The organism is Providencia sp. Marseille-Q8014, assembly GCF_965112055.1.
In genome coordinates this window covers 1,635,402-1,651,533 of record NZ_CBCOPT010000001.1, presented here as the reverse complement: position 1 = coordinate 1,651,533, position 16,132 = coordinate 1,635,402, and the positions used below count along the sequence as shown (strand labels likewise).

General features: G+C 42.4%; 11 protein-coding genes. All 11 read right to left on the bottom strand.

Features of this window, described 5'->3' with window-relative positions:
* Positions 1–115: 115 nt before the first annotated feature.
* A complete protein-coding gene (locus tag ACWPW6_RS07180; protein ID WP_154625150.1) occupies positions 116–1,297 on the bottom strand; it encodes a bifunctional tRNA (adenosine(37)-C2)-methyltransferase TrmG/ribosomal RNA large subunit methyltransferase RlmN in 1,182 nt (393 codons plus the stop codon).
* 149 nt (positions 1,298–1,446) lie between these two features.
* Positions 1,447–1,872 carry a nucleoside-diphosphate kinase gene (gene ndk / locus ACWPW6_RS07175; protein ID WP_154625151.1) on the bottom strand — a complete coding sequence of 142 codons (426 nt, stop codon included), beginning with the start codon at positions 1,870–1,872 and terminating at the stop codon, positions 1,447–1,449.
* A gap of 244 nt (positions 1,873–2,116) precedes the next feature.
* A complete protein-coding gene (pbpC, locus tag ACWPW6_RS07170) occupies positions 2,117–4,438 on the bottom strand; it encodes a peptidoglycan glycosyltransferase PbpC (protein WP_250000301.1) in 2,322 nt (773 codons plus the stop codon).
* Positions 4,439–4,507: 69 nt separating this feature from the next.
* Positions 4,508–9,556, bottom strand: coding sequence for an alpha-2-macroglobulin family protein (locus ACWPW6_RS07165; RefSeq protein WP_154625153.1), 5,049 nt, complete (start codon positions 9,554–9,556; stop codon positions 4,508–4,510).
* Positions 9,557–9,897: 341 nt separating this feature from the next.
* A complete protein-coding gene (locus ACWPW6_RS07160; RefSeq protein ID WP_250000299.1) occupies positions 9,898–10,140 on the bottom strand; it encodes a hypothetical protein in 243 nt (80 codons plus the stop codon).
* Between the two features lie 121 nt (positions 10,141–10,261).
* The gene (locus tag ACWPW6_RS07155) at positions 10,262–11,224 is read right to left on the bottom strand and encodes an Rpn family recombination-promoting nuclease/putative transposase (RefSeq protein ID WP_250000298.1); all 963 of its coding nucleotides are present in this window, start codon (positions 11,222–11,224) and stop codon (positions 10,262–10,264) included.
* Between the two features lie 479 nt (positions 11,225–11,703).
* On the bottom strand, positions 11,704–12,159 hold the full coding sequence (locus ACWPW6_RS07150) for an enhanced serine sensitivity protein SseB C-terminal domain-containing protein (protein WP_154625155.1): 456 nt from the start codon (positions 12,157–12,159) through the stop codon (positions 11,704–11,706).
* Positions 12,160–12,253: 94 nt separating this feature from the next.
* Entirely contained in the window at positions 12,254–13,549 is a 1,296-nt protein-coding gene (gene pepB, locus ACWPW6_RS07145; RefSeq protein ID WP_154625156.1) for an aminopeptidase PepB, read from the bottom strand.
* A gap of 157 nt (positions 13,550–13,706) precedes the next feature.
* Complete coding sequence (iscX, locus tag ACWPW6_RS07140; protein ID WP_154625157.1) at positions 13,707–13,907, bottom strand: Fe-S cluster assembly protein IscX; 201 nt, start codon at positions 13,905–13,907, stop codon at positions 13,707–13,709.
* Positions 13,908–13,940: 33 nt separating this feature from the next.
* Positions 13,941–14,276 (bottom strand): ISC system 2Fe-2S type ferredoxin, encoded by a 336-nt coding sequence (fdx, locus tag ACWPW6_RS07135; RefSeq protein ID WP_154625158.1) that lies wholly within the window; start codon positions 14,274–14,276, stop codon positions 13,941–13,943.
* Positions 14,277–14,278: 2 nt separating this feature from the next.
* Positions 14,279–16,129, bottom strand: coding sequence for a Fe-S protein assembly chaperone HscA (hscA, locus tag ACWPW6_RS07130; RefSeq protein WP_250000296.1), 1,851 nt, complete (start codon positions 16,127–16,129; stop codon positions 14,279–14,281).
* Positions 16,130–16,132: the final 3 nt, after the last annotated feature.

Genomic DNA, 16,132 nt, shown 5'->3' with positions numbered 1-16,132 from the left:
GACAATTTTATTAATATCATCACCTACAAATCATTGTAGGTGATGAGGGTCATTTTGCCTATCCATAAATGACCTAAATGATAATTAGACCAAATATTTAGATATTATCTATAACTCAGACTGCTTTCACCTTGATAGGTTCCCCAGCCATGCGCTTTTTCAATGTCCGTTTAGTACGGTCAATGACCTCTCCCGCCAGCTGACCACAAGCGGCATCAATATCGTCACCACGAGTTTTACGCACTATCGTCGTAAAGCCATATTCCATCAACACTTTTGAAAAACGATCGATACGGCTGTTCGAACTACGACCATAAGGTGCGCCTGGGAACGGATTCCAAGGGATCAAGTTAATTTTACTTGGCGTATCTTTTAAACATTCCGCTAATTGATGCGCTTGTTCAATACTGTCATTGACATGATCCAGCATCACATATTCCACCGTGACACGACCACCATTCGCATTTGATTTAGACAAATAACGTCTTACGCTGCTAAGGAAGGTTTCAATATTGTACTTTTTATTAATCGGTACAATGTCATCACGGATATCATCCGTCGGAGCATGTAATGAAATCGCTAACGCCACATCAATCATATCACCTAACTTATCGAGTGCTGGTACAACCCCAGAAGTCGATAAGGTGACACGCCGCTTCGATAAACCAAAGCCGAAATCATCCATCATGATTTCCATCGCTGGGACGACGTTATTCAGATTTAATAACGGTTCCCCCATTCCCATCATGACGACGTTAGTAATAGGACGGCGTCCGCTGGATTTTAATGAACCGATTATTTTTGCCGCACGCCAAACTTGCCCGATAATTTCAGAAACACGTAAGTTACGGTTAAATCCTTGCTGTGCTGTAGAACAAAATTTACATTCTAACGCACAACCCACTTGTGAAGAGACACATAATGTTGCGCGGTCATCTTCTGGAATATAAACCGTTTCAACTTGCTGGTCACCTACTGTTATCGCCCATTTTATCGTACCATCAGCTGAACGCTGTTCTTCAGCGACTTCAGGAGCACGAATTTCAGCGACTTCCTTGAGTTTCGCTCTCAATGCTTTGTTTATATCTGTCATTTGATCGAAATCGTCATAACAGTAGTGATATATCCATTTCATGACTTGATCGGCACGGAATGGTTTTTCACCCATTTGCGCAAAAAAATCACGCATTTGTTTACGATTCAAATCGAGGAGATTAATTTTTTGTGTGTTTTTTTCTGGTGTGACAGAAATAGCGGAGGAAGTTGCACATTGTGCACTTGTTGTCATATCGGACATGTTTAAGTTGCCTCGTTGTTACACTTTCGGCGAGTGCTATGTGAATAGCACAACGTTCATAATAAAATAAGCCCTGTTAACAATTATATTAACAGGGCGTCGCATTGTACAAACTTTATTAGAATAATGCTAATGCATTAGTTTGTTAATTAGCGAGGGCAGATTTCATCTTCAGTAAAGAAATACGCGATTTCACGATTTGCCGACTCAACAGAGTCAGAACCATGAACTGCGTTTTCAGTGAAGCTATCCGCATAGTCAGCACGTAACGTTCCTGCTAATGCGTTATCTGGGTTAGTTGCACCCATCAGGTCACGGTGACGCTGAACCGCATTTTCACCTTCCAGAACTTGCAGCATAATTGGACCTGAAGTCATGAATTCAACCAGACCTTCAAAGAAAGGACGACCTTTGTGCTCTGCGTAGAAACCTTCAGCTTGCTCACGAGTCAAATGCAGCATTTTGGCGGCAACGATTGAAAAACCAGCGCTTTCAAAACGATGATAGATTGCACCAATAGCATTTTTCTTTACTGCGTTTGGTTTAATAATAGAAAATGTACGTTGAACCGTCATAAATAACCTCTTAGCGATATCGTGACTTTTACCCAGCGTTCTTAACTTTTTCAAGTAATTCAAAAACGAAAAGTATGTGTCAGTTGTTGTTTTTTATAGTGTTAATCTTCTGCTACCCAGTAACAGAAACAAGGCGTTGATTATAGGGGCTACGATTACAATTTCCTACAGTTACATCAACATTTTGTTAAACTTTTTATAGCAAAAAAGACTATTTTTTTGACTAAGTCACACTTTTTATTCGTTACTTCACTTTAAAACTGACTGAGGTCACTTGTCCCCCCATGTCTAAAACAGAAATTTGGTAGTTTCCTGATTTATCAAAAGTCAGTAAAACGCTGCCATTGTGTCCTGTTTCTTTTATTTGCTCGCCATTTAAAAACCACCATTGTTGTCCTTGCCCACCTTGCGTCACTAAGCGTACATCTAAACTACTTTTACCTGGTAACCGCTGTAGAATTTCACCTTCACGCACGCCCGAAATCAACAGTGGCGGCATTTCACTCCTCATTGGTGGACATTGGGGATCAATACGAGGTAACCGGTTAGCACGTTTCTCACCCGACGGTAGCCATGACTCTAATGTAATCGGCCACAAATAGATCTCTTTTTCTATTGCGTTAGGGCAATCTGGCGCAACCTGTAAACCTTGAGTATTGACCCATATTTTCTGGCGTAGCCCTAATAATGACTCCTGTCCTTTCGCAATGAGTGTTGGTGGGATCGTCTTGTCCAAAATCCAACTTAAGCGACGTTGCCGGCAATTGCTATCCTCTTTTGGCAACGCGGTGCCACTCGGCCAACAAATCACCGCTTGGCTAACGCTTGCGGGCTTAGTATCCTTCGGTATCGATTGGGTTGATTGATATAAACGAGCTAACAATAAATTATTCACCTGATTCATTATCGGAATAGCCGTTGCGTAGCCAAATTGCCCTGCAACAGGTGTACCATCTGGCCGCCCAACCCATACACCAATGGTATAACGCGGATTGACCCCTATCGCCCATGCATCACGATAGCCATAACTGGTGCCGGTTTTCCATGCTAAATTCACTTGTGCGCTTAAACTACTGTCTGGCACAGGGCGCGCCTCTCCCCCCATAATACGTCGCACAATCCACGCAGCTCCCGGTGAGATAAGCTGGCGATCGCGTATCACTTCACTGGGTCGATAGCGCAGTGGTGAAACTTTTCCTTGGCGAGCAAAAGCGCTGTAAGCTGCTACTAGCTCATCCATACGTGCAGCCGTTCCACCTAAAATGAGTGATAAATTGGGTTCACTTGCTAAAGGAAAACGTAATTCTGTCCCAACATTACGTAACTTGGCCGTAAAACGTTTACTCCCATAAGCATCAAGTACTTGCACTACCGGCAAATTCAGTGAACGCACTAATGCATCACTGACGCTCACAGGACCATTAAAACCACTATCAAAATTACCTGGTCGATAATCATCAAAACGACGTGGTACATCTTGTAACAGTGATTCGGCATGGATCAATCCATCATCCATTGCGAGTGCATATAAAAAGGGTTTAAGTGTCGACCCCGGCGAACGCCAAGCCGTGATCATATCAACATGACCAAAACGGCTATTATCTGTAAAATCAATTGACCCAAGATAAGCTTTCACACTCATATCAGTATGATCAACAACCAATAATCCTAATGAAGTTTGCTTAGGCAGCTGGTTTTTCCAATTAATCGCCATATCCTCTAACTGACGCTGTAACCCTGCATCAATTGTGGTTTCAATAATTGAATCTTGAACATCTTTGACGACGCGACGCGCTAATAAAGGCGCTAAATGAGGATTTTTACGCGGAGCTAACCAGATTTGTTCCTGTTTAATATCAGCAACTTTATCTGCCGACCAAACCTGATATTCAGCGAGCCTATCAAGGACTTTATCGCGTGCAGCTTGCGCTCTTTGGGGATAACGGTCAGGTCTCAGTCTGCTTGGCGCTTGTGGCAATACCGCAAAGAGCGCCGCCTCACCTGACGTCAGTTTATCTGGCGATTTATTTAAATACACCCAACTTGCAGCACCAATTCCTTCAATAGTTCCCCCGTAAGGAGCTCGATTCAGGTACATTTCCAAGATTTCATCTTTTGAATAATGGTATTCAAGCTGTGCGGTACGCCAGAGTTGTTTGAGTTTACCTGTTATTGTTCGGTCATGAGGGTCAATTAACCGAGCAACCTGCATAGAAATCGTACTTCCCCCTGATACGATACGCCCTGAACTCACATCCTGCCATAATGCCCTCAGCAACGAAAAAGGGTTAACGCCCGGATGTTGATAAAAATGGCGATCTTCATAGGTGAGGAGTGCTTCAATAAATTCAGGTGATACTTCATCTAATTTTACGGGATAGCGCCAAATGCCTTCTCTGTCAGCAAAACGCCAAAGTGGTGTGCTATCTTCGGCCACTACGGTACGTGCCATTTCAATTTGCTTGATGGGTAATGGCCATAACCTATCAAGCAATAAAAATAGCAGAGGCAAAAAAATCACCAAGACGATCAATGTCATCCCAGTGCGTCGTAACCCTTTTTTCATAAATGGATCTACCGCAAAGAAATAGCCCTTATACGACTAGCACTGCACAGTATAAGGGCTTAGCAAAGATTAACGAACGATTTCTAATTGACCACTAGCATTACCGACAGCTCGCCATTCAGGCACATACATGGATTCCACCTGTGGAACAGGAATGTTGTATACACCCGGCGTCACCGCTCTAGCTAAATACACTAAAGTGGTTGGTTTATACTGCTGTACCTCAACGGCAGCGACAAAACGGTCGTCACGATATTCCATATGACTGATTTGTGCTTGCTGCATATCATCGATCACTTCTTGTAAGTTTGGCGCTGTTTCGCTGAGATTTGCACTGCTGTTTGCCAAATTTTGGTTTTCTAGCTCTAAACCTGCTGGCAATAAATCAACGACTAATGCATCAGGAACCATCTGTGAAGCGTTCACTTCCAACTTCACAACTACCATTTCGCCCGATCTTAAACGGTCAAGTGTAATTGGTTGGCCTTGTAAATCTAAATAGGTACGTTTCACACTTAATACATTGGAACTCGGCGTTGGTGTATACATCGGGTATCCCACCACATTCAAACGGCTATACAATGTATTGGTACCCGCATTTTCAATGCTGTAGCCTGTTTGTAGCTGTTGTTTGCTCAAGAACTCATTGACCGGTTTGTCCGATGTCATTGGTGGCTCTTGACCATTGATAACCGCTTTCCATGGCGTTTCGGAATCATTCACATAATAACGACCCGCTAGATACAACGCATTACTCTCTTGAGTTGAGAAGTACTGTTGTGAAACTAGGTTATTGGACAATATCTGTAGTTTTTGATCACGCGATTTCGGCATTAATTGATGTTCATTTAATAAAGCCACTATCATTGCATCGTCACGGATCGTTGAACCATAGTCACCATCATAACTGTAACGACTACGCTGTTTTTTCAATCCATCGATAATGGCGCTGTCACCACGTGCCTTATCTCCCATGAGATTCAATGCGATCCCTAACTGCACTAGCGGTAACCCACTATTGGATTCATTGGCCCTAGAGTACAATTGGCGCAAGGCTCCTAAAGGAGCTTTCTGCTGTGTGGCCAATACCAAGCCTGCATAAGCTTGTGCAGCAAAGCGCGATGCATCCGGATTATTGGTATATGGATAATTGATTTGATTACCATCTTGTAAGTAGCTTAACAAACGGCTATTTGCATTCACTAACGCATCTTGAGGTACTGAATAGCCTCGTTGATGAGCTCTATTTAAAAAATCTGTTGCGTAAGCCGTCAGCCAATACTCTTCGCGGCCATTCCGATCCCACAACGAGAAACTTCCATCAGGACGCTGCATGCTTAATAAGTGCGGAATACCGATTTCAATAGCTTTCCGACGATCATCATCCGTTTGTGATTTCACACCCAGCTTCGTTAATTCCGCTTGCGAGGAGTACAGTGAAGGATATAGTCCGCTGATCGTCTGCTCAAGGCAGCCATATGGATATGCAAATAACTCACGAATATAACGTGCGATTTGCAGTGGAGGACGACTCGTCAACAGTACCTGCCCTTCAAGCGTATCCGGTGATAAACCGCGCAACTCTTCCGTTGGTAATGTCCATTGTTCACCTGGCTCAATCGCAATCGCATAAGAAAGAGTTTCTGCTGGTTGAGCAGGACGTACTCCGACTTTCCAACTATTACTGTATTCTTTCAATGACTCGCCGGGGATGTTAATACCATTGATTGTCATCGACACTTGACCTTCCCCATAACCGTAATCAGCACGAACAGGTAAGGTAACTGTTGTTCGTTTGCCTTTCACTAAAGAGAGTTCTTTCGAGGTCGCCCCATCTAATTTCACCATACCCGAGGCTTTAAAGGTCACCGTGACATTTTGTGTATTATCAGTTGTGTTAGTCAGATCCAGTGCAAAGTAAGATTTATCACCACCAGCCATAAAACGTGGCATCGACATTTGTGTAATCAATGGTGCGGCAACCACAACTTTACTGTCGGCATGACCAAAATCTTTGTCATTCCAAGCTTGTGCCATCACGCGTAATTCCCCATTAAAATCAGGGATTGGTAATGTGATTTCACCTTCACCATTTTTATCCAGTGTCACAGGTTGAGCTTGTTCCGCAATGATTTGCACTTCTGTTAGCGGCTTCATTCCTCCGCGCTCTAACGCGGCTTCTTCACTATCACCACCAAAGCGCAGATTAGCAAGTTTGCCCTGCCCCTCAATCAAGTGACCATATACATCGTATTGGTCTACGCCATAACGTTTGCGCCCAAAGAAGGCTTCATACGGATTAGGGGTTTTAAAATCAGTAATGTTCAAGACACCCGTATCTACCGCGGACAACAACACATTCACTTTTTCAGGTAATGGTTTACCATCTTGCGCGGTTGCTTTCACTTTAACGGTAAGATCTTGATTAGGTCGCATCTTTGTGGGTGCGGTCAGTGATAAGCCAATTTTACGATTCTCATCCGCCAATGGTAGATGGAGTACACCGATAGCGCGTTTTACTGTCGCCTCTTTCGAATCATCCCCTGGGCGTACAACTACCGCAGTGATATAAAGATCATGGCGTGCCCATTCTTTATTAACAGGCACTTCAATTTCCATCCCTTTTTCAGGGACGTCAATCTCTTGCCACCATAGCGGACCACTACTGGATTCAAGCAAAATATAGCCTTTGCCCGCTTTAGGAGATTCCACTCGAACTTTTGCTTTTTCTCCAGGTAAATATGCAGGTTTATTTAAGCTTAGTTTTACTTGATCAGGGCGTATAGCCCCATTACCACCCGCATTATCTTGCCATGAATAACCCGCCCAAAATTGTAGGCTGCTAACTAATTTATTATCTTCATTAATCACTTCAAGACGGAAAGAACCCCAATCAACTGGGAAAGACACTTTCGCAGTGCCATCTTTTTCAATCTTGATGTTTTCATTCGCCATCATCAAATCTTTTTGATCATAATTTGATGTCCAGCCACCACTTTCTGACCAGCTCCAGAAATAATCACGGCGTTCATAGACTAAACGAGCGGTTAAATTTTCGGCCGCAAGCTTATTACCTGCCGCGTCAGCAAATACCAGTTCAAATTCAGCAAGAGAGTTTTCATCGACGTTATAGCGCTGTGTGTAACGGTCAGTCCGATAATCATAAATTTCTTTTTTATTAAATAATGGACGAATACCAACCATTGCTTTCGCCGGCCATACCGCCTGTTCTGCTCGGCGAGTCACAGGGCGACCACCCGCTTCCAATAAACTCGCTTGTGCAATAACTTTAATTGGTGAACGCAAAGATTCCCAATTACTCTGGGGTACAGCGATAACGGTTTCACCACTATCATTTAATGTTAAATCAAACTCATCCAGCTTACGTTGTAGCCCTTCTTCATTTTCAAAACCAAATTCAAAACCGGGTAGTTTTGCTACCGCTTCACGGTCAGGTCGAATAAAAATTTGTCCTTGAAGTTCATTACCTGCGGCTGGTGCGCCATATAAATAACGCCCCTGAATATCAAACTCAACAGGCTCATTATTCAGAATAGGTTTTTCTTGAGCACTCATCTCCAATGCCATGCGCTCAGGCATGAAATCTTCAACGTTGAATTTATAGTAACGCAACGGTGAACCATCACCTAAATCAAAGCGCAAAGACCAGCCGCCTGTTTCAGCGGATTTTGGAATTTCGTATTGATACTGGTATAACCCATTGTGATCTTGTTCAGGCTGCCACACAAAACTTCTAACGACTTGCCCATCGGTTTTTAAAACATCGACTTTAACTGGCTGAGCCTTAATTGGCTGGCCATCACCATCACGTAATAAACCATTCACCAATAACAATTCACCTGGGCGATACAAATCTCTAGGGCCAAACACAAAGAACTGTTTTGCATAACCAACTGGACCTGAAATATCAAACTCGGATAAGTCTAGTGCGGGCTGTGTCAGGTCAATCATACTTGTTTGACCATCAAGGGTCGCTAACAATAGTTTTCCACCCGCTAACTTATCTAATTTGGCATGCCCATCACCATCAGTAGTGGCTTTATTAACTAATTGCCCTTTTTCATCAAGAATACGTAATTCCACGCCTTTTAGTGCAGAACCTTTTGCCAGTGATTGTGTAAATACATCAACCTGATCTTGATAGCTATGCAATGACACGCCAATATCACTGAGCGTAAATACAGTTGCAGGGAATTGATAACTATAGCTACCTGCTTTTTGCATAATCGCTAAATAAACACCATCTTGCTGGAGTTCTTTAATCTCTTTCAGCGGCAATAAAACCGTTTCACGAGTATTTTTGGTTGGATTTAGGTCAAAACGCCCTGTGTAGGCAAGTTCGGTTTTATTGAGGAACTCTTCTGAATACCAATATTCATAATTACTACGGTATTGCCACATTGCCAAAAATTGTGGCAGTTGTTTTTCATCAATGCGGAAAAAGTTCACATCCACTTTATCGACATTCAATGCGATAACTGGCAAGCCTTGTGCAACTTTGCTAGGTAATAAGGAGCCTTTACTTGCAAACCCAACTGTCGGGATAATTTGTGCCGTTTGTAATTTTTTCTCAAATGGTTGAGTTATTGTCCGTTCATTGACCGCTTTGATCCCCGTATTGACCGTAAGATTTAGCTCTCTTGATGGCGGTATATGGCGAAAGCGCAACTCCATTTGATTATCAGATAGCTCCCAAGCGCCATCTAACTTACCTGATTTAACATCAACTAAATTTAAAAATTGGCTAAAATCTTGGTTTTGCTCTAGGGGAACAGAGAAAGTAACGACAATTGCACTCGCGCCATCTAGCTGTAACTCAGAGGCATCAAGAATCGTTAACTCTTTACCTGCATAACGCTTGATCATCTCTTCTTTAGATAATTTCGTTGCAGATTTATTTTCCGTTGCAAGTGGTGCAGTCTTCGTTGGATTTTCTACCGTTGATTTGTTTTCTGCTGCAATATTTGTATCTTTTTTGCTTGTGTCGTCTGTATTATCACAACCCGTTAGTGCAATGACAGAAGCTAATGCCGCTGCAATATAACGTTTTTTTGTCTTTAGACCCGCCAATGAAGCCCAACTAAAATGTTGATTCATGACCGATTCTTCCTTTAATAGTTAATATATTGAGCTTTCACTCTCATCTAACTCAATGAGAGCAATAAAAATTTTGACCTGATGATAAAATAGGCGAAAACTAAAATAGTTTGTATCAATCAATTATATAATTTAACAGATTGTGCGGTGAGCACCTATAAGACAAAACGGAAAAAAATCTTACTATTTGGGGCAATACGGCGGGTGAAATAGGCAATAGCGGGTATAAAAATAATGAGCAAATATATCAATAGAAAATATTGCGACGACTTATAATATGCGAAGACAATAATTCAAGAAAAGAGCGCCCTTTGCATCAACAAAACGGGGAACTTATCATATTATTGAAGAGAAATAAGTTCTTCTCGGCTTAGTCCGGTGCTTTCCATAATTAACTCAAGACTAATACCGCTTTTTAAAAGCGTTCTTGCTGTCGCTAGGTTTGCCTCATGCTTTCCTTTTTTAATGCCTTTTTCAATACCTTTTTCAAGGCCTTTTTCAAGGCCCTCTTCCAATCCTTTCTGGTGCCCTTTTGCCCAGCCCACTTTGGCACCTTTCTCTTGCAAACGTTGTGCAATACTCATAATAACCTCTTGATGCTTTTCAGTTTTTTCACTCAATTGTTGGACTATTTTCTCAACGTTTAAGAGCAATAATTTAAGAAAAGAGCGCCTTTCGCATCAACAAAACGGGGAACTTGTCATATTATTGAAGAGAAATAAGTTCTTCTCGGCTTAGCCCAGTACTTTCCATAATTAACTCAAGACTAATCCCGTTTTTTAAAAGCGTTCTTGCTGTCGCTAGGTTTGCCTCATGCTTTCCTTTTTTAATGCCTTTTTCAATACCTTTTTCAAGGCCCTCTTCCAATCCTTTCTGGTGCCCTTTTGCCCAGCCCACTTTGACACCTTTCTCTTGCAAACGTTGTGCGATACTCATAATAACCTCTTGATGCTTTTCAGTTTTTTCACTCAATTGTTGGACTATTTTCTCAACATTTGCTGCATCCATCGTAAAAAATAAATAATTGAGAATAGTAATAACATCGCTATCAGTATTATAGTGATTATTGAGCGCCTGAGCCAATAAGGAGATCACGTGTTCACTTTCATCCCGTAAATGTTTATGTTTCATGGCTAATTCCATGATGGCAACCTTACGGTAATTAACAAGTTCATTATCATCAATGACTGTGACATCAACCAAGGGAAAAGAGCGGGTATATAAATCCTTCGCCACATTCGCTAATGGAAAACAATCTGTCCATCGTTGTGAATATGGATAAGGCGAGCAATCTCCGTGGTAGAATAAAACAGGCACCACGAGCGGTAAGTGTTTATGACCTTGTTGTAAATGTTGATTCATAGCTAAAAATGCATAATGCATTAATCGCCAAGCCATCAATTTATCAGGTGACGATTGATGCTCAACAAGTAAATAAATATACCCATCACCCTCTGCGGTTTGGACCGAATATAATACGTCAGATAACCGTGAACGCAGCTGTTTATCGATGAAAGAAGAATTGGTTAACGCGAGTGTTTCAAAATCACAGAGCGCATGGATGTGAGCAGGTAAATGAAAATGGAAAAAATCTTTAGCATTCTCTATTTGCGCCATAAAACCTTTAAATGCCGCATCATGAGCTGAGTGTCGTTGTACTTTTTTCATTATTGAGCCTTATCTAAAATAAACCTATAAAAATCATCGTAGATATTTATTTTTAGGTGCAATGGATTATTGCCTTAGAAAGGGCATCACATTTGAAATGACCCTACACTCGTCCTATTTCAAGCGATAACGTGACTCACCACAAACAAACTCATCATAAAGTATTTACACCATTAGCATAGCTCAAAGTATCATCTCGTGATCTAGCCATATTGATGTCATTTAACTATTTCTAATTAAACAGAAACAGTGTGCCCCTACTGCTTGTCATTGCACGATAACCGTATCACTTAAGCGCTGAAAGGGTCATTAGCGACTCAGCTACTTCGCCGTGAAAGTTACTCTGAAAAACAGAAGAATTCGAACACGTGCTCAAAATATCGCCCTGCTATTTGGGCTAGAGGAAATAGTGATTAGATAAGAAAGAACAACGGCGGCCCAAAAGCACAGTGAGCCATTATCTAGCCCACTGCGGAAACTTACTTGGTATTTTTAATCGGGATAGTATCGCGTAGCCAACTACCTAACTTACGCTGGTAGAAAGGTTGAACATGTTCAGTGATAAAATGGCTAATCCCTTTTTCAGCTTCGTTAACTAAACAAAAATCAATAGACTCATTATCATTTAAATACTCACAAGCTAAAGTCCCCGCTTGATGAATAATCTCATCGATATTTTCAGTTCCGGGTACAAACTCCAATGCCACCATAAGTATGGCTTCGTCAGTATCATCATCAGCTTGGGCAGAAACTAAAAAGGCACGACGGACTACTTTGTGTTGCTTAAAGCATTCGATTAAAGCTTCCGTCAATGCTTCTGGTTCTGTTTCAAGCACACTGAGTTTTAATGAGGCCCCTTCAGGGATAATTAACTCAGTAAATTCAATATCATTATCGGCGCTTAAAGGTTTATTCGATTCATATTGCTGCGACATGCTCATGCCCTATGTAAAAATAATTGTAACTATAATAAAAAAACAGGCACGAAAAGTCGCCCCTTTCGTGCCTGTTAAGAAAACGAATAACCTTTTAGCCTGCTTTTTTCATCAGCAAGTTCGCAATTGTTCTCACTCCAATTCCCGTGGCACCTTCAGCCCACAGACTAACCGGAGATTTGCGATAAGTGGCTGAACAATCGATATGTAGCCAATTTTGGCGGTAGTTTTCAACAAAATGAGATAAAAATGCCGCTGCGGTACTCGCCCCCGCTGTATTAGATGGTGCTGCGATATTATTCAAATCAGCAAAGCTTGATGGCAGCTGCTGACGGTGGAATTCGGCTAATGGCAGACGCCAGAACAACTCATGTTCTGCATCGGAAGAATCCATTAAGTCAGCCACTAATTTATCGTCAAAGCTGAGTACGGAATGATAGTCGTTACCCACCGCTGTTTTTGCTGCGCCGGTTAACGTGGCAGCATCAATAATTAAAGAGGGTTTTTCTTTACATGCATCAATCAAACCATCAGCTAAAACCAGACGGCCTTCGGCATCTGTATTCATCACTTCCACTGACTTACCATTACGGTAACGAATGATATCACCTAATTTAAACGCGTTACTACTGACCATGTTATCCGCCAAACAGAGGAATAACTTGACGCGTTTTTTCAAACCACGATTAATCGCCAGTGCCAATGAACCAACCAATGTTGCAGCACCGCCCATATCTGCCTTCATTGAATTCATTGATGCAGAAGGTTTAATACTGTAACCACCTGAATCAAAGGTAATGCCTTTACCAACAAGACAAGCAAAAACAGGTGCATTCGCATTACCAGTTGGGTTGTAATCCAGTGCCAATAAGGCCGGAGAGCGGTTTGAGCCACGACCGACAGTATGGATACCTGCATAACCTTGCTCAAGTAGGTCTTCGCCTTTAATAATGCGATAGCTGATTTCTTCAGCTCCGATGTGGCATAGTAAATCAATAGCACGTTGCGCTAATTGCTCAGGACCTAGCTCTTCAGCTGGCGCGTTAATCACATCACGCACCCAATCAATCGTACGGATACGACTTTCTAACTCTTGGCGTTCAGCTTCTGGCAAAATTGGCCATTCAATTGTTCTCGCCCCTTTTGGTGCACGGAAACCTTGCCAAAATGCCCAACTTTTTTCCAGATCCCAACCTTCACCTGTCAAAGAAACATTACGAATACCTTGGCTATCCAATTTACGTCCTGCGCTTTGTACTGCACAAAGCTTGCCTGGATGTTTTAAATGAATAGTGATTCCTTTATCACCAGAACTGATCAGTGCACCTTCCCCCCAACAAGGAGCTGCGGCTTCAAATGAAATCATTACTGGCATAATCTGTTTTGTCATTGTTTCTCCCACTTTATCTGTTTTTTTACAGGCAGCTTTTATCTATTTCTATAGCTGATAAAAGTAACTTAACTTATTAGAGGCTAAATAGGTATCAAGATAGTGCTCATAAATAAAAACCGGACTGTTCGCCCGGTTCATCGATTCAATTTGGCCATTATTCAAACTCATCTAGCCAAACTAACAAAATGGCTTCTAAGATTTTTTCATTAGATTTTTGTGGGTCATCATCAAAATCTTCTAATTCACAAATCCATTGGTGCATATCTGTGAAACGTACTGTTTTTGGATCCAAATCCGGATACGCATCATACAATGCTTCGCCGATTTCTCGGCTATTAGACCATTTAAGGCTCATCTTCGTTTCCCCACACAGTTGATTGTATCAGTATCAATGTTCACGAGCGTGATTAATTGTATATTTTGGGATCTCAACAACCAAATCTTCGTCAGCAACGAGTGCTTGACAGCTTAAGCGACTTTCTGGCTCTAATCCCCACGCTTTGTCAAGCATGTCATCTTCTAATTCACTGCTTTCTTCTAGGGAATCAAATCCTTCACGAACAATACAATGACATGTAGTACAAGCACATGATTTCTCGCATGCATGCTCAAGTTCAATACCTGAACGCAATGCAACATTTAAAATCGACTCGCCCTGTTGTGCATCAACAACCGCACCTTCCGGACATAACTCTGTATGAGGTAAAAAAACTATTTTAGGCATAATTATATCTCATCCACAGATTGGCCTGATAACGCTTGACGAATAGAAGCATCCATTCGACGCGCAGCAAACTCCTGTGATTGCTTATCCAGTTGTTTAATGGCATTCTCAATAACGGTAGGGTCTGTACCTTCTACCGCTTCAATTAAAACATTGACTGCATTATCAATCGCTGACTCTTCTTCTGGAGTCAATAGATTGGCATCTTGTGCTAATGCACTTGTCAAACTTTCAAGGACTCTTGCAGCTTCAACTTTTTGCTCCGCTAAGCGGCGCGCACTAAGATCATCTTGCGCGTTAGTCATTGAATCTTTAATCATGCTTGAAATTTCAGTATCCGTGAGACCATATGATGGTTTGACTTGAATCGAAGCTGCAACGCCTGTCGATTTTTCCATGGCACTCACGCTTAATAAACCATCCGCGTCAACTTGGAAGGTGACACGAATATGTGCGCCCCCCGCTGGCATCGGAGGAATATCACGTAATGTAAAGCGGGCTAATGAACGACAATCAGCAACCATCTCACGCTCACCTTGAACGACATGAACCGACATCGCCGTTTGCCCGTCTTTAAACGTGGTAAATTCTTGAGCTCGTGCTACAGGTATCGTGGTATTACGGGGAATAATTTTTTCTACCAGTCCGCCCATTGTTTCAAGGCCTAGAGATAGAGGGATCACATCCAATAATAGCATGTCGCTATCCGGTTTGTTTCCGACCAAAATATCCGCTTGAATAGCCGCTCCTATTGCAACCACTTTATCTGGATCAATCGAGGTAAGGGGCTGTTTGCCAAAGAACTCGCCCACTTTATTTCTGACGAGAGGCACACGCGTCGAACCACCAACCATCACCACATTAAGTACATCTTCTGGCTCTACTTGTGCATCTTTCAAGGCACGACGACACGCCATCAGTGTACGTTTTACGTGGTTTTGGATCAGTTGCTCAAAGACATCACGTTGAATTTCACCTTGCCATTGTGGCAAGTTAATTGATGCTGTATTTGCCTCACTGAGGGCAATTTTAGCGTCTGTAGCGACATTTAATAACTGACGGGTTAAATGGTGGTTACCTTGAGTGACTAAGCCTGCTTGCTCTGCAATCCACTGTGCTAACACATGGTCAAAATCATCACCACCCAAGGCTGTGTCGCCACCTGTCGCTAACACTTCAAAAACACCACGACTCAGGCGTAAGATAGAAACGTCAAATGTTCCTCCGCCTAAATCATAAACGGCAATAACCCCTTCTTGTCCTGAATCAAGACCATAAGCAATAGCGGCAGCCGTAGGCTCATTTAACAAACGCAGGACATGCAATCCCGCAAGACGGGCTGCATCCTTTGTACCTTGGCGCTGGGCATCATCAAAGTAAGCAGGAACAGTGATCACCACACCGTCCATTTCCCCCCCCAACGTTGCTTCTGCCCTCTTCGCTAGCGTTTTTAAAATGTCAGCAGAGACTTGAATCGGATCAACTTGCCCCGCAGCGGTTTGAATAAACGGTAAACCATTTTCACTTGCCGTAAAATTATAAGGTAGCTCAGGATAACGCTGTTGAATATCGGCCAATGAACGCCCCACCATCCGTTTGACGGAGATGATGGTATTTACAGGATCGCGTTCAGCTAATTGTTTCGCTGCCCAGCCGACCTGTTTATTATCAGCCTGATAATTAACAACAGAAGGTAATAAATAGCGTCCTTCGTGATCAGGCAAAGCCGTCGCCTCACCGCTACGCACAGTCGCTATCAAAGAGTGAGTTGTGCCGAGATCAATACCCGCTGCTAACTTACGTTGGTGAGGTGCAGCCGTCATACCCGGTTCGCTGATTTGCAGTAAAGCCATAAT

Bases quoted from the DNA above. Each gene is read 5' to 3' on its own strand.
- ACWPW6_RS07180 (WP_154625150.1), bottom strand. From the start codon at position 1,297: ATGTCCGATATGACAACAAGTGCACAATGTGCAACTTCCTCCGCTATT.
- ndk (WP_154625151.1), bottom strand. From the start codon at position 1,872: ATGACGGTTCAACGTACATTTTCTATTATTAAACCAAACGCAGTAAAG.
- pbpC (WP_250000301.1), bottom strand. From the start codon at position 4,438: ATGAAAAAAGGGTTACGACGCACTGGGATGACATTGATCGTCTTGGTG.
- ACWPW6_RS07165 (WP_154625153.1), bottom strand. From the start codon at position 9,556: ATGAATCAACATTTTAGTTGGGCTTCATTGGCGGGTCTAAAGACAAAA.
- ACWPW6_RS07160 (WP_250000299.1), bottom strand. From the start codon at position 10,140: ATGAGTATTGCACAACGTTTGCAAGAGAAAGGTGCCAAAGTGGGCTGG.
- ACWPW6_RS07155 (WP_250000298.1), bottom strand. From the start codon at position 11,224: ATGAAAAAAGTACAACGACACTCAGCTCATGATGCGGCATTTAAAGGT.
- ACWPW6_RS07150 (WP_154625155.1), bottom strand. From the start codon at position 12,159: ATGTCGCAGCAATATGAATCGAATAAACCTTTAAGCGCCGATAATGAT.
- pepB (WP_154625156.1), bottom strand. From the start codon at position 13,549: ATGACAAAACAGATTATGCCAGTAATGATTTCATTTGAAGCCGCAGCT.
- iscX (WP_154625157.1), bottom strand. From the start codon at position 13,907: ATGAGCCTTAAATGGTCTAATAGCCGAGAAATCGGCGAAGCATTGTAT.
- fdx (WP_154625158.1), bottom strand. From the start codon at position 14,276: ATGCCTAAAATAGTTTTTTTACCTCATACAGAGTTATGTCCGGAAGGT.
- hscA (WP_250000296.1), bottom strand. From the start codon at position 16,129: ATGGCTTTACTGCAAATCAGCGAACCGGGTATGACGGCTGCACCTCAC.